The organism is Aeromonas sp. ANP5, assembly GCF_963870295.1.
Classification (GTDB): domain Bacteria; phylum Pseudomonadota; class Gammaproteobacteria; order Enterobacterales; family Aeromonadaceae; genus Aeromonas; species Aeromonas veronii.
The window spans coordinates 45604-59413 of sequence record NZ_CAWMRY010000003.1 but is presented as its reverse complement, the minus strand read 5'-3'; the positions used below and the strand labels follow the sequence as shown (position 1 = coordinate 59413).

The window sequence follows — 13810 nt, the reverse complement described above, 5'->3', positions numbered from 1 at the left end:
CATGAGTAACGCTGTAACTGCAAGCCCAAGCCGTTGGGCACGATTCAAGAACTCTGACATCGTCTACTACTTCCTGCGGGACAAGGTAGCCATGTTCAGCTTTGCGGTGTTCGTGGTATTTGTGCTGGCGGCGCTGCTGGCCCCCTGGCTCGCCCCGCACAACGTCTATGACCAGACCAGTTTTGATCTGATGGATGCCGAGTTGCCCCCCTCCTGGTTGGAAGGCGGCGAGGAGCGCTTCTGGCTCGGTACCGACAACCAGGGGCGGGATATCTGGAGCACCATTCTCTATGGCGCCCGTATCTCCCTCACCATCGGCCTGTTTGCGGTGGCGCTGCAGCTTGTGCTCGGTATCGTCATCGGTCTGATTGCCGGTTATTTCGGTGGCCGCATCGACAACCTCTTGATGCGCTTTGCCGATGTGCAGCTGTCGTTCTCCACCATGATGGTGGCGATCATCATCTCCGCCATCTTTCAGGCAACCTTTGGCTCCGAGTTCTACTCGAAGTTCGCCATCATGATGCTGGTGGTGATCATCGGGATCGCCGAGTGGCCGCAGTACGCCCGTACCGTGCGCGCCTCGGTGCTGGCGGAGAAGAAGAAGGAGTATGTGGAGGCGGCCAAGGTGATGGGATTCCGCGCCCCGCGCATCATGTTCCGCCACATTCTGCCCAACTGTTTGTCGCCCATTCTGGTGATCTCCACCGTGCAGGTGGCCAACGCCATCATGAGTGAAGCTGCACTCTCCTTCCTTGGTCTGGGGATGCCGGTTGATCAGCCCTCGCTCGGTTCGCTTATCAGCGTCGGCTTCAACTACATCTTCTCCGGCTCTTGGTGGATCACCGCCTTCCCGGGCATCTGCCTGGTGGTGTTGGTGCTGGTCATCAACCTGTTGGGTGACTGGCTGCGGGATGTGTTTAACCCCAAGATCTACAAAGGGTAATCTAGGTCAGAAACACAAAATAAAAAGGGCGCCAGTGAGGCGCCCTTCTTTTGCTTGATAGCTTTAAGCGTTATCAGGCTTGCAGCCAGCTTTCGATGCTGCGCTGGATGCCTGCATCGTCCAGACCGAGCAGGGCATAGATCTCCTGCTGGGTGCCCTGTTCCACGAAGCGATCCGGCAGGCCGAGGTTGAGCACCGGCTTGCACTGCTTGCTGCGCATCAGCAGTTCGTTCACAGCCGAACCGGCGCCGCCCATGATGGCGTTGTCTTCGATGGTGACGAAGTGATCGTGGCTGGCCGCCAGCGACAGCACCAGTGCCTCATCCATCGGTTTGACAAAGCGCATGTCCACCAGGGTGGCATCCAGTGCTTCGGCGGCCGCTTTCGTGTGGTGCAGCAAGGTGCCAAACGCCAGAATGGCAGTGGCCTTGCCCTCTCGCAGGATACGACCCTTGCCAAGCTCCAGTGCCTGCATCTCTGATGAGATGGGCGCATCGCTCAGGCTGCTGCCGCGCGGATAGCGCACTGCGGCAGGGCCCTGATGGAGATAGCCGGTATAGAGCATCTGGCGGCACTCGTTCTCGTCAGATGGCGTCATCACCACCATGTTGGGCACGGTGCGCAGGAAGCTGATGTCGAACGCCCCCTGATGGGTCGGGCCATCGGCGCCCACCAGACCGGCCCGGTCGATGGCGAACAGCACCGGCAGGTCTTGCAGCGCCACATCGTGGATCACCTGATCGTAGGCACGCTGCAGGAAGCTCGAATAGATTGCGACCACCGGCTTCTTGTCGGCGATGGCGAGGCCGGCAGCGAACGTGACTGCATGCTGCTCGGCAATTGCCACATCGAAGTAGCGATCCGGATACTGCTGGCTGAATTTTACCAGCCCCGAGCCTTCGCGCATGGCGGGGGTGATGCCGACCAGCTTTTCGTCTTTGGCGGCCATGTCGCACAGCCATTGGCCAAAGATGGCGGAGAAGGTGGGTTTGGCGCTGCTCGCCTTGGGCAGGGCGCACTCGTCCGGATTGAACTTGGGCACGGCGTGATAACCGATGGGGTCTTTCTCCGCCGGCTCGTAACCCTTGCCCTTCTTGGTTTTGACGTGCAGCAGCTGCGGGCCCTTGAGGTTGCGCATGTTGCGCAGGGTTTCGACCAGCGCCTCGATATCGTGGCCGTCGATGGGGCCGATATAGTTGAAGCCGAACTCCTCGAACAGGGTGCCGGGCACCACCATCCCCTTGAGGTGCTCTTCGGCCCGCTTGGCCAGCTCCTTGACCGGTGGCAAACCCGCCAGCACTTTCTTGCCGCCTTCGCGGATGGTGGTGTAGAGCTTGCCGGACATGACTCGGGCCAGATGGTTGTTGAGCGCGCCGACATTCTCGGAGATGGACATCTCGTTGTCGTTGAGGATCACCAGCATGTCCTTGTGCACATCGCCGGCGTGGTTGAGCGCTTCAAAGGCCATCCCGGCGGTAATGGCACCATCACCGATCACTGCAACGACCTTGCGACCCAGCCCTTCGCTCTCGGCGGCGACCGCCATGCCAAGGGCGGCACCGATGGAAGTGCTGGAGTGGCCGACGGAGAGCACGTCGTATTCACTCTCGCCACGCCAGGGGAAGGGGTGCAGACCATCCTTCTGCCGGATGGTGTGGATCTGATCACGGCGCCCGGTCAGGATCTTGTGGGGATAAGCCTGATGGCCCACGTCCCAGATCAGCCGATCGAACGGGGTGTTGTAGACGTAGTGCAGGGCCACGGTCAATTCGACCGTACCGAGACCGGAGGCAAAGTGTCCGCTGGAGCGGCTGACTGAGCGCAGCAGATATTCGCGCAGCTCGTTGCACAGCACCGGCAGCCGATCTTTGGGCAAGGAACGCAGCTCGACCGGAGTGTCCGCGAGGGCCAGGTTGGGGAAATTGCTAATATCAACGCTCATATTGTTACTGTTATCCAGCGTTTAGTGGGTTCGCTCGATGATGTAATCGGCAAACGCTTCCAGAATGTCGGTATTGTAGGGCAAGGATTGCAGGGCTGTTAAGGCTTTACCGTGCAGTTCGCGAGCCAGCTCACGGGCATTTTCGAGTCCGAGCAGGGCTGGATAGGTACTTTTCTCCAGCGCCAGGTCAGAACCTTGTGGCTTGCCCAGGGTGGCGGTATCACCTGTGATGTCGAGGATGTCATCCTGCACCTGAAAGGCGAGGCCAATCGCGGCGGCGTAGGTTTGCAGTGCAGCCAGCGTGGCGTCCTCGACATCGGCTTTGCACAGGGCGCCGAGCGCCACGGCACATTCAATCAGCGCACCGGTCTTGTGGCGGTGTACCTGCTCCAGTTCGGCGAGCGAGATCTGGCGCCCTTCGGCCTGCAGATCCAGCGCCTGACCGCCACACATACCGAGATAGCCGGAAGCGCGGGCGAGGGTACTCAGCATCCGCACCCGGTTGGCCATCAAGGAGTCGGGCATGGGGTGATCGGCCAGAATGGAGAACGCCAGGGTCTGCAGGGCATCGCCGGCCAGAATGGCGGTTCCTTCGTCAAACGCCTTGTGAACGGTTGGCTGACCACGACGCAGGTCGTCGTTATCCATGGCGGGCAGGTCATCGTGCAGCAGGGAGTAGGCGTGGATGCACTCCACTGCAGCCGCAGGGCCATCCAGCAGTTCGCTCTTGACGCCCAGCATCTCGCCGACCGCGTAGACCAGAAACGGGCGAACCCGCTTGCCGCCCAGCAGCAAGCCATAACTCATGGCATCGCGCAGGCGCGGCGCCATGGCGGGCAAGGATTCAAGTTGTGCTGACAGACAGTCGTCAATACGCTGACGATGCAGACGGGAAAAATGGTCCAGCGCCACTCACTCCTCTCCTTGTTCTGGCTGGAAGGGGGCGAGCTGGTCACTGCCATCGGCTTGACTGAGCAGGATCTGGATCTTCTGTTCGGCCAGTTCCAGCTTCTGCTGACCGGCCCGAACCAGATGAACGCCCTGCTCGAACTGCTTGAGTGCCTCTTCCAGGGGTAGGGAACCTTGTTCCAGCTGATGAACGATGGTTTCCAGCTCTTCCAGAGTGGCATCAAAACTCAGACGGTCGATTTTTTTACTGGCCATGTCCATCCTCGGGGATTGAAAAAAACGGCTTATATTAACATCGACCGTCCACAGGGGGGAGGCAGAAAAGCATTGCCCCCTCAAACTCTCGCTAAACTGGCCGATAATGAGCCATCATTCTCAGTGGATGCATGCTTGCCGCTAGGGTCGCAATAGCAGAAAATTCAACAAACTATAATTAGGCATAAGAACCGGTGACAGGAGTAGGGACGTGGATCTAGGCAGCTTGTTAGGTATCGTTTTAGGATTTGGTGTCGTGATTTACGGCATGATCCTCGGTGGCTCGTTGAGCATGTTTATCGATATGCCATCGGTCTATATCACTATTCTTGGCTCAATCTTCATCGCCATGATGAAGTTCAATATCGGGCAGTTTTTTCTGGCTTTCAAGGTGGCGGGCAAAGCCTTTATGTACAAGGGCGACAAACTCGACGACCTGATCGCCAAAGCCGTTGAACTGGCTGACGCGGCTCGCAAAGGTGGCTTTCTGGCACTGGAGGCTGCAGAGATCCCCAATGCATTTATGAAAAAAGGGATCGACATGCTGGTTGATGGTCACGATGCCGAAGTAGTGCGCGCCGTGATGGAAAAGGATATCGACCTGACAGCCGAGCGCCATGTCATTGCCATCAAGGTCTTCCGTACCCTTGGGGATCTGGGCCCAGCCATGGGGATGATAGGTACGTTGGTGGGCCTGGTGGCCATGTTGTCAAATATGAGTGACCCCAAGTCGATCGGGCCGGCGATGGCGGTGGCCTTGCTTACCACCCTGTACGGAGCGATTGAGGCCAACATGATCGCTATTCCTATTGCTGACAAGCTTGAGCTGCGCAGCGGGGAGGAGAAGCTCAGTCGTACCCTGATCCTTGATGCCATTATGGGGATTCAGGATGGCCAGAACCCGCGGGTGATCCAGTCCATGCTGCAGAACTATCTGAGCCAGTCCAAACGCAATACCGGCGCGGAGTAAGCACCATGTCTGATTGCAAATGTCCCCCCCCCGGTCTTCCTGCCTATATGGGCACCTTTGCCGACCTGATGTCGCTGCTGATGTGCTTCTTCGTGCTGCTGCTCTCCTTTGCCGAGATGGACGTACTCAAGTTCAAGCAGATCGCGGGCTCTATGAAGAATGCTTTCGGAGTGCAGAACATCCTTGAGGTGAAAGATATTCCCAAGGGAACCTCGGTGATTGCCCAGGAGTTCAGGCCCGGTCGCCCTGAGCCCACGCCGATTGATACTGTGATGCAGCAGACCATCGATATGACTCAGACCGAACTGGAGTTTTTGCCCGGTGAGGCGGATCAGGCCGGTGGTCAGGACAAGAGTGATGGCAAGCAGACGGGGGGCGATACCGCGCAGGATGCGAAGAAGGCGCAAGAACAGTCCAATACCCTGGCCAAAGCCCTCGCCGAGCAGATGAAAGATCAGATCCAGGACGGCGCCATCGAAATTGAGGCGCTGGGCCAGCAGATCATCATCCGGATCAGGGAAAAAGCGTCTTTCCCGGCCGGTTCGGCATTTCTGCAGCCACAGTTCTGGCCGGTCATTCGCAAGGTAGCGACCCTGCTCAAGGATGTGCCGGGTGAAATCACCATCTCCGGTCACACCGACAACGTGGCGACCGAAGATGAGCTGTTCCAGTCCAACTGGGAGTTGTCGTCGCAACGGGCGGTTGCGGTGGCGCACCAGATGCTGAAGGTCCCCGGTTTTGATCAGGGGCGACTGGTGGTGCAGGGGATGGCGGACTCCCAACCATTGGTGCCCAATACGACCCCGGAAAATCGTCGGATGAACCGGCGAGTGGAGATCGCCATCATGCAGGGCAAACCGACCGTTTCGGCCCCCATTTCCGTACCGGAAGGGAAGTAAGCGAGGGGAATGTCGATGACGCAAGTGGGATCTGCATCAGGGGGCTGACGTGGATTTTGTGTTGGCTTCATATTAAGATGCCTCATCCGAACCGATTGCTGCGGCCTCCTTGCAGATGGCCGCAGTTTCTATTTTCAAGCAACCCAGGTTTCGACTATGAATCATACTCCGATGACTGTTCGCGGCGCTGAGAAGCTGCGCGAAGAGCTCGATTATCTCAAGACCGAGCTTCGTCCCCAGATTATCGAAGCGATTGCCGATGCCCGTGAGCACGGTGATCTGAAGGAAAACGCCGAATACCATGCCGCTCGCGAGCAGCAGGGGTTCTGTGAAGGCCGCATTCAGGAGATTGAAGCCAAGCTCTCCAATGCCCAGGTGATCGATGTCACCAAGATGACCAACAACGGCCGCGTGATTTTTGGCGCGACGGTGACTCTGCTCAAGAGCGAGACAGAGGAAGAGGTGGTTTACCGCATCGTGGGTGACGATGAAGCTGATATCAAACAGAACCTCATCTCTGTCAACTCCCCCATTGCCCGCGCCCTGATTGGCAAGGAAGTGGACGATGTCGCTATCGTCAAGACGCCGGGCGGTGATGTGGAATACGAAGTACTGGAAGTCGCTTATATCTAAGCGAATGCTACAGACGATGAAACAGGGGGGCTGGCGCTCCCCTGTTTGTCTTTATCTATATGATTATTGATAAAAATCAGGACAGATACGCCTCGGTAAAGGCGTCCTGATGACGCTGAAACAACCAATGGCGCAGCCGTTCGATGTTGCTCTCGCTCATTTGAAAGCTCAGTGCCCAGGTGGCATGGTCGGCATTGGCTTTGATGCGCCTTACCAGTCGTCCCTGCAGTGGAAGAGGGGCCTCTTGCTCGATGCAGAGCTCGCCGTTGATGGGGGTATCGGCCACCATGTCGGTTGGCAAATTTTCCACGATGAGGCCGTTGAGGGAGAGGCTGAGTACCTGAAACAGGCCCAGTTCGCTGCATAGCTTGGCTTTTTGGGTGAGACGCCAGGCGCGCGGTTGGGCAAACCCCAGCTCCCTGATGATCGGTGCAGATAAGCGGGGCTCGACGAAGCCATCTTCCCCTTGGGTAAAGCTCAGGGGGAAACGCAGCTGATGGCCTGCGAAGCGAGCTTCGAGTACAAGGTGTTCGGCTTTTTGCAGCAAGCCAAGCATGGGGGCATCGAGGTGACCACTCAGAACATGGGTGTCCTGAGTGCTCCCCAAGTCCCGCAGCATGGCCAGCTCATCGTCGGTCAGAATATGATGGTGAGCCATAATGCGTGTCCGGAAGTATTCATCGCAGGTTAAGGGCTTTGCGACTACTTTGGCAAGCGACTCGGGAAGAAGTGGAATAAGGAAAGAGCGATGCTCTTTCCTTTTACTTGCGGGGCAGCTGGATTTTGGGTTCGTTGGCTTGACGATAAATGGTCAGCACATGACCCATGCTTTGCACCTTGATTGAACCGGTTTCACGGACGATAGCATCCATAACCAGTTGTTTCATTTCGCGATCTTCAGAGGCAACCTTAACCTTGATCAGCTCGTGATGGTTCAGTGCCAGATCGATCTCGGCCAGTACACCTTCGGTCAGACCATGCTGACCCAGCAGGACGACAGGCTTGAGGCTATGGGCAAGGCCCTTGAGGTACTGTTTCTGTTTATTGTTGAGAATCATCGCAATTTCTTCATAAGTCAGGGTTGAAAGGGGCGTATTCTACCCCCACTTAGCCCTTAATACTAATAACCCTTGTGGTTTTTTAAAGTCGATTATCATGACCCAGAAAAAACGTTCCCCCAGTTCAACTCGCTGGTTAAAAGAACATTTCGACGATCAATACGTCAAAAAAGCCCAGAAAATGGGCCTGCGTTCTCGTGCTGTTTTCAAGATTGACGAGATCCAGGGCAAGGATCGCTTGCTGAAACATGGCATGACCGTAGTGGATTTGGGTGCAGCCCCCGGTGGTTGGTCCCAGTTCGCGGTTGAACAGGTTGGTGATTCGGGTCGCGTCATCGCATGTGACATTTTGCCGATGGATCCCATTGCTGGTGTCGATTTCCTGCAAGGGGACTTTCGGGAGGAAACTGTACTCGGCGCTTTGCTGGAGCGAGTGGGTCCCGACAAGGTCGATGTCGTAATGTCTGATATGGCGCCCAACATGAGCGGTACCCAGCAGGTGGATCAGGCTCGCGCCATGTATCTGGTCGAGCTGGCGCTGGACATGTGCAATCAGGTATTGCGTAGTGACGGCAGTTTCGTAGTGAAGGTGTTTCAGGGAGAGGGCTTTGATGCCTATCTCAATGAAATTCGTAAACTTTTCTCCGCTGTCAAAATTCGTAAACCAGACTCATCCCGCGCCAGATCACGGGAAGTCTACATTGTGGCTACCGGTTTTAAACTGTAGTACCCTAACCTTCATCGTTAACTGTCAGTCTGCGAGGTTACTGATTTGAGTGACATGGCGAAAAACTTAATCCTGTGGCTGGTCATCGCCGTCGTTTTGATGTCGGTGTTCAATAGCTTCAGCCCCAGCGATACCACCAGTCGCCAGCTGGACTATTCCAGCTTCGTTAAAGAGGTGACCCAAGAGCAGATCCGTGAAGTGCGGATGGACGGTAAGGTCATTAATGGCGTCAAGCGTACTGGTGAACGATTCACCACCATCATCCCTGCGCCGGATCCCCAGCTGCTCAACGACATGCTCAATCACAATGTCAAAGTGATGGGCGAGAAGCCGGAAGAGCCGTCTCTGTTGACCTCTATCTTCATCTCCTGGTTCCCGATGCTGCTGCTGATCGGTGTCTGGGTCTTCTTCATGCGTCAGATGCAGGGCGGCGGTGGCAAAGGTGCCATGTCGTTTGGCAAGAGCAAGGCTCGCCTGATGAGCGAAGATCAGATCAAGACCACCTTTGCTGATGTTGCAGGTTGTGATGAAGCCAAGGAAGAGGTGAAGGAGCTGGTTGACTATCTGCGCGACCCGAGCAAATTCCAGAAACTGGGTGGCAAGATCCCGACCGGTGTGCTGCTGGTTGGTCCTCCCGGTACCGGTAAGACCTTGCTGGCCAAGGCCATTGCGGGCGAGGCCAAGGTGCCGTTTTTCACCATCTCAGGTTCCGATTTCGTGGAGATGTTCGTCGGTGTTGGCGCATCTCGCGTCCGCGACATGTTCGAGCAGGCCAAGAAATCCTCTCCTTGCATCATCTTCATCGATGAAATTGATGCGGTCGGCCGCCAGCGTGGCGCCGGTTTGGGTGGTGGTCACGATGAACGTGAGCAGACTCTTAACCAGATGCTGGTTGAGATGGATGGCTTTGAAGGGAACGAAGGCATCATTGTTATTGCAGCCACCAACCGTCCTGACGTACTGGACCCTGCACTGCTGCGTCCGGGCCGTTTCGACCGTCAGGTGGTGGTCGGTCTGCCGGATGTCCGTGGTCGTGAGCAGATCCTGAAAGTGCACATGCGCAAAGTTCCGCTGGCGGATGACGTCAATCCGGCACTGATTGCCCGTGGTACTCCCGGTTTCTCCGGTGCGGATTTGGCCAACCTGGTCAACGAAGCTGCCCTCTTCTCTGCCCGTGAGAGCCGCCGAGTGGTCTCCATGGCCGAGTTCGAGAAGGCCAAGGACAAGATCATGATGGGGGCGGAACGCCGCTCCATGGTGATGAAAGAGTCCGAAAAAGAGATGACTGCGTATCATGAAGCCGGTCACGCCATCATTGGTCGTCTCGTTCCGGATCATGACCCGGTTTACAAGGTATCCATCATTCCGCGCGGTCGTGCGCTGGGTGTGACCATGTATCTGCCGGAGCAGGATCGCTGGAGCCACTCCAAGCAGCATCTGGAGTCGATGATCTCCAGTCTGTATGGCGGTCGTTTGGCAGAAGAGCTGATCTACGGTGCCGAGAAGGTATCGACCGGCGCGTCCAACGATATCGAGCGGGCGACCGACATTGCACGCAAGATGGTGACCCAGTGGGGTATGTCCGAGCGTCTCGGCCCGATGCTCTACGCGGAAGAAGATGGTGAAGTGTTCCTCGGTCGCAGCATGGCCAAGGCCAAGCACATGTCCGACGATACAGCTCGCGTCATCGATGCCGAGGTCAAGCAGGTCATCGACCGCAACTACGCCCGTTCCAAGCAGATCCTGCTGGATAACATGGACGTGTTGCACAGCATGAAAGATGCGCTGATGAAGTACGAGACCATCGACGCCAAACAGATCGATGATCTGATGGCGCGTCGCGAGGTACGTGCTCCGAGCAACTGGCATGACGAGCACGGTGATACCCCGCAAGGCGGTTCCACCGTGGCTGCCGAGGCCAAGCCTGCCGATGAGGCTGCACCGGTGGCGGATGTCACTATCGACAAAGCCAACGATGCTCCGGCCAAATAATTGTGACTCTCCAAACCCCGGGCTTGCCCGGGGTTTTTCTTTATCAGATGGACGTGAAAATGCAGTTAACCAGCAAGGGGCACAGCCTCTCCCTCGATCGTCCCCATGTGATGGGGATCCTCAATGTGACGCCCGACTCCTTCTCCGATGGCGGTAATTTCAACCAGTTTGAACGGGCAATGGCCCATGCGCGCCAGATGGTCTCTGACGGTGCGACCCTCATCGACATCGGTGGTGAGTCAACCCGCCCTGGTGCGCCCGATGTGAACGAGCAGGAGGAGCTGGACAGGGTCATTCCTGTTGTGGAGCAGATGGTTCGTGAGCTGGATGTGATGATCTCCCTCGATACCTCCAAAGCGGCTGTGATGCGGGAGGGTTGCAAGGCGGGTGCCCATCTGATCAACGATGTGCGGGCACTGCAAGAACCTGGAGCGCTGCAGGCCGCGGCCGAAGCGCAGGTTCCGGTCTGTCTGATGCATATGCAGGGGCAGCCGAGAACCATGCAAGTCGAGCCGCACTATGACGACCTGATCGGGGAGGTACGCGCCTTCTTTGATGAGCGTATTGCGGCTTGTCTGGCGGTCGGGATCCGTCGTGAAGAGCTGTTGCTGGATCCGGGATATGGCTTTGGCAAAACCCTTGCACACAACTATCAGCTGTTGGCGGCTCAAAAGGAACTGCTTGATTATGGCTTGCCGCTATTGGTGGGGATGTCGCGAAAGTCTATGATAGGCAACCTGCTGGGCCGTCCGGTGGATGATCGTCTGGCGGGCAGTCTGGCATGCGCCCTTATCGGCATGCAGCATGGGGCCCGCATCATCAGGGTACATGATGTACGGGAGACCATGGACGCATTGCGCGTCGGTTGGCTGGCAATGACGGGACAAGATTTTATTTCCAGATAATAAAGAGAACAGACAATGGCAAGAAAGTATTTCGGTACCGATGGTGTGCGCGGCAAGGTTGGCGAATACCCGATCACCCCTGATTTTGTAATGAAATTAGGTTGGGCTGCCGGCAAGGTGCTCTCCAAGAAGGGCACCAAAAAGGTGCTGATTGGCAAAGATACCCGCATCTCCGGTTACATGCTGGAATCCGCGCTGGAAGCGGGGCTCTCCGCGGCAGGCCTTAAAGCCATTCTGATGGGGCCCATGCCCACGCCGGCGGTTGCCTACCTGACTCGCACTTTCCGTGCCGAAGCTGGCATCGTCATCAGTGCTTCCCACAACCCCTTCTACGACAACGGCATCAAGTTCTTCTCCGCCGACGGCACCAAGCTGCCCGATGATGTCGAGCTGGCTATCGAAGCCGAGCTGGATCACGAGCTCAAGTGTGTCGAGTCGGCCGAACTTGGCAAAGCGGTGCGCATTGATGATGCCGCCGGTCGCTATATCGAATTCTGCAAGAGCACCTTCCCCTCCCACATGAATCTGGATGGGGTGAAAATGGTGGTCGACTGTGGCCACGGCGCCACTTACCACATTGCGCCGTCGGTTTTCCGCGAACTGGGTGCCGAAGTGATCACCATGGGCTGTGCCCCGGATGGTCTCAACATCAACGATGGTGTCGGCTCGACTGCGCCTGACGCACTGGTTGCCAAGGTGCTGGAGTGCAAGGCCGATCTGGGGGTTGCCTTTGATGGTGATGGTGATCGTCTGATCATGGTTGACCATACCGGCTATCTCATCGACGGTGATGAAGTGCTCTATATCATCGCGCGCGATGCCCTGCGCAATGGTCGCCTCAAAGGCGGTGTCGTCGGCACCCTGATGGCCAACATGGGTCTGGAGCTGGCGCTGCAAACCCTGGGCATTCCGTTTGCCCGTGCCAAAGTGGGTGACCGCTATGTGCTGGAGATGATGGAAGAGAAGGGCTGGCGTATCGGTGGCGAGAACTCCGGCCACATAATCTGTCTGGATCAGACCACTACGGGTGATGGCATCGTAGCCGCCTTGCAGGTGCTTACCGCCATGCGCAGTGCCGAGATGCCGCTGGCCAAGCTGCGCTCCGGCATGAGCAAGTTCCCGCAAGTGCTGGTGAATGTTCGTTTTGCCGAAGGCAAGGATCCGCTGGCCGCTGATGCGGTCATGGCTGAGGTTGCCAAGGTGGAACAGGAGCTGGCTGGTCGTGGTCGCGTACTGTTGCGTAAATCAGGTACCGAACCGCTGATCCGGGTCATGGTCGAAGGGGAGCATGAACAGCAGGTGCGTGACATGGCTCAGCGCATCGCCAAGCAGGTCGAATCGGCGTTTTAATGAACAACCAGGGCGGCTTTTTAGCCGCCCTGGTTGTATCTTGTTCAAACGATTCAAAAATTTAAAAATAGCACTTGTCAGCTGAGCATCCTCTGGATATTATCAGCCCCGCTTTCGCAAGGGAGTTGCCGATGGGACATCGCAAGCCGTTTGTAGCAGCCAACTGGAAGTTGCACGGTAGTAGGTCGCAGTTAGAGCAGTTTACGAGTCAGTGCCTGAACGGCGTTGACGGAAAAGTAGATGTGGTTCTCTGTCCTTCCCATGTGCATCTCGACTTTAGCGCTTCACTGCTCAATGAGCAGAAGGTAATAAAGTTGGGGGCTCAGAATGTGAGTCAGCACGCGACTGGCGCTTACACCGGAGAAATCTCGTGTCAGATGCTGGTTGAGGTAGGGTGTCGTTACGTATTGGTAGGGCACTCCGAGCGCAGGCGTCTCTTTGGTGAGACCAGTTTTATCGTCGCAGAGAAGTTTGCGGCAGCCAGAACGGCAGGCTTGATTCCCATCCTCTGTTTAGGTGAATCAGGTGCGGCGAGGCAGGCGAGAAGAGCCTTCGAGGTGATCGCTGAAGAGCTGGATATCGTAATAGAGAAAAATGGCGCGATGGCTTTCGATAATGCTATCATCGCCTACGAGCCGATTTGGGCTGTAGGTACAGGTAAATGCGCCACACCCGAGCAGGCACAAGAGGTTCATTCCTTCATACGTGGTCGCTTGGCGGAGGATACTCCGGTAATAGGTGAGAAAGTTAGAATCATCTATGGTGGGAGCGTAACGCCGAGCAACGCGAGAGATTTGTTTGCACAGCCCGACATTGATGGCGGACTGATTGGCGGAGCAAGCCTCGATAGCGATGCGTTTTTAGGAATTGTTGAAGCGGCAAAGGGTGCAAGTTAAATGTACGAAATTCTTTTAGTCGTTTATCTGCTGGTTTCACTGGCTCTGATTGGTCTGGTGATGATTCAGCAAGGTAAAGGGGCTGATATGGGCGCCTCCTTCGGCGCAGGGGCATCGAACACAGTATTCGGCTCCGGTGGTTCAGGCAGTTTCCTGACCCGAACAACAGCAATTTTGGCTACTCTGTTTTTCGTTATCAGCCTGGTGCTCGGATCTATGTCCAGCAACAAGGTCAAGCAGGGTAGTGAGTGGGAAAATCTGCAACAAACCCAACAGGTTGAGCAGACCAAAGCGCCAGTGAAGAAAGATACTGACGTTCCCGAGTAAGAGT

The 13810-nt window shown here is 56.5% G+C and carries 15 protein-coding genes; 10 read left to right on the top strand and 5 right to left on the bottom strand.

What is annotated here, in order from left to right; genetic code table 11:
* Position 1 precedes the first annotated feature (1 nt).
* Positions 2–943 carry an ABC transporter permease gene (locus tag AACT07_RS02725; protein ID WP_040068611.1) on the top strand — a complete coding sequence of 314 codons (942 nt, stop codon included), beginning with the start codon at positions 2–4 and terminating at the stop codon, positions 941–943.
* 73 nt (positions 944–1016) lie between these two features.
* On the opposite strand, the gene dxs is transcribed toward AACT07_RS02725, so the two are convergent.
* The 3 genes from dxs to xseB are packed head-to-tail and all read right to left on the bottom strand — an operon-like array spanning position 1017 to position 4049.
* Entirely contained in the window at positions 1017–2885 is a 1869-nt protein-coding gene (dxs, locus tag AACT07_RS02720) for a 1-deoxy-D-xylulose-5-phosphate synthase (protein WP_069526514.1), read from the bottom strand.
* Between the two features lie 21 nt (positions 2886–2906).
* Positions 2907–3797 carry a (2E,6E)-farnesyl diphosphate synthase gene (ispA, locus tag AACT07_RS02715; protein ID WP_069526513.1) on the bottom strand — a complete coding sequence of 297 codons (891 nt, stop codon included), beginning with the start codon at positions 3795–3797 and terminating at the stop codon, positions 2907–2909.
* Positions 3798–4049, bottom strand: coding sequence for an exodeoxyribonuclease VII small subunit (gene xseB, locus AACT07_RS02710; protein WP_005338838.1), 252 nt, complete (start codon positions 4047–4049; stop codon positions 3798–3800).
* A gap of 211 nt (positions 4050–4260) precedes the next feature.
* On the opposite strand from xseB, the gene pomA reads away from it, so the two are divergent.
* From pomA to greA, 3 genes are all read left to right on the top strand, one after another.
* Positions 4261–5019, top strand: a complete 759-nt coding sequence (gene pomA, locus AACT07_RS02705) for a flagellar motor protein PomA (RefSeq protein ID WP_005338837.1) — start codon at positions 4261–4263, stop codon at positions 5017–5019.
* A gap of 5 nt (positions 5020–5024) precedes the next feature.
* On the top strand, positions 5025–5918 hold the full coding sequence (locus AACT07_RS02700) for a flagellar motor protein MotB (protein ID WP_031227624.1): 894 nt from the start codon (positions 5025–5027) through the stop codon (positions 5916–5918).
* Between the two features lie 156 nt (positions 5919–6074).
* Positions 6075–6551 (top strand): transcription elongation factor GreA, encoded by a 477-nt coding sequence (greA, locus tag AACT07_RS02695; RefSeq protein WP_005338833.1) that lies wholly within the window; start codon positions 6075–6077, stop codon positions 6549–6551.
* Between the two features lie 76 nt (positions 6552–6627).
* Here the strand turns inward: greA and AACT07_RS02690 are convergent, their stop codons facing one another.
* Entirely contained in the window at positions 6628–7209 is a 582-nt protein-coding gene (locus AACT07_RS02690) for a hypothetical protein (protein ID WP_069526512.1), read from the bottom strand.
* 103 nt (positions 7210–7312) lie between these two features.
* Positions 7313–7609 (bottom strand): ribosome assembly RNA-binding protein YhbY, encoded by a 297-nt coding sequence (gene yhbY, locus AACT07_RS02685; protein ID WP_005338829.1) that lies wholly within the window; start codon positions 7607–7609, stop codon positions 7313–7315.
* A 97-nt stretch (positions 7610–7706) separates the two neighbouring features.
* On the opposite strand from yhbY, the gene rlmE reads away from it, so the two are divergent.
* The 6 genes from rlmE (at position 7707) to secG (ending at position 13806) form a co-directional block, all read left to right on the top strand.
* Positions 7707–8336, top strand: a complete 630-nt coding sequence (gene rlmE / locus AACT07_RS02680) for a 23S rRNA (uridine(2552)-2'-O)-methyltransferase RlmE (protein ID WP_005338828.1) — start codon at positions 7707–7709, stop codon at positions 8334–8336.
* A gap of 45 nt (positions 8337–8381) precedes the next feature.
* Positions 8382–10328 (top strand): ATP-dependent zinc metalloprotease FtsH, encoded by a 1947-nt coding sequence (ftsH, locus tag AACT07_RS02675; protein ID WP_005343537.1) that lies wholly within the window; start codon positions 8382–8384, stop codon positions 10326–10328.
* A gap of 59 nt (positions 10329–10387) precedes the next feature.
* Positions 10388–11233, top strand: a complete 846-nt coding sequence (gene folP / locus AACT07_RS02670; protein ID WP_069526511.1) for a dihydropteroate synthase — start codon at positions 10388–10390, stop codon at positions 11231–11233.
* Between the two features lie 15 nt (positions 11234–11248).
* Positions 11249–12583, top strand: a complete 1335-nt coding sequence (glmM, locus tag AACT07_RS02665; RefSeq protein WP_005338823.1) for a phosphoglucosamine mutase — start codon at positions 11249–11251, stop codon at positions 12581–12583.
* 131 nt (positions 12584–12714) lie between these two features.
* A complete protein-coding gene (gene tpiA, locus AACT07_RS02660) occupies positions 12715–13479 on the top strand; it encodes a triose-phosphate isomerase (RefSeq protein WP_069526510.1) in 765 nt (254 codons plus the stop codon).
* Complete coding sequence (gene secG, locus AACT07_RS02655; protein WP_005338811.1) at positions 13480–13806, top strand: preprotein translocase subunit SecG; 327 nt, start codon at positions 13480–13482, stop codon at positions 13804–13806.
* The last annotated feature ends 4 nt before the right edge of the window (positions 13807–13810 follow it).

Coding starts and splice junctions, on each gene's coding strand:
- AACT07_RS02725 (WP_040068611.1), top strand. CDS start 2: ATGAGTAACGCTGTAACTGCAAGCCCAAGCCGTTGGGCACGATTCAAG.
- dxs (WP_069526514.1), bottom strand. CDS start 2,885: ATGAGCGTTGATATTAGCAATTTCCCCAACCTGGCCCTCGCGGACACT.
- xseB (WP_005338838.1), bottom strand. CDS start 4,049: ATGGCCAGTAAAAAAATCGACCGTCTGAGTTTTGATGCCACTCTGGAA.
- AACT07_RS02700 (WP_031227624.1), top strand. CDS start 5,025: ATGTCTGATTGCAAATGTCCCCCCCCCGGTCTTCCTGCCTATATGGGC.
- greA (WP_005338833.1), top strand. CDS start 6,075: ATGAATCATACTCCGATGACTGTTCGCGGCGCTGAGAAGCTGCGCGAA.
- AACT07_RS02690 (WP_069526512.1), bottom strand. CDS start 7,209: ATGGCTCACCATCATATTCTGACCGACGATGAGCTGGCCATGCTGCGG.
- yhbY (WP_005338829.1), bottom strand. CDS start 7,609: ATGATTCTCAACAATAAACAGAAACAGTACCTCAAGGGCCTTGCCCAT.
- rlmE (WP_005338828.1), top strand. CDS start 7,707: ATGACCCAGAAAAAACGTTCCCCCAGTTCAACTCGCTGGTTAAAAGAA.
- folP (WP_069526511.1), top strand. CDS start 10,388: ATGCAGTTAACCAGCAAGGGGCACAGCCTCTCCCTCGATCGTCCCCAT.
- glmM (WP_005338823.1), top strand. CDS start 11,249: ATGGCAAGAAAGTATTTCGGTACCGATGGTGTGCGCGGCAAGGTTGGC.
- tpiA (WP_069526510.1), top strand. CDS start 12,715: ATGGGACATCGCAAGCCGTTTGTAGCAGCCAACTGGAAGTTGCACGGT.
- secG (WP_005338811.1), top strand. CDS start 13,480: ATGTACGAAATTCTTTTAGTCGTTTATCTGCTGGTTTCACTGGCTCTG.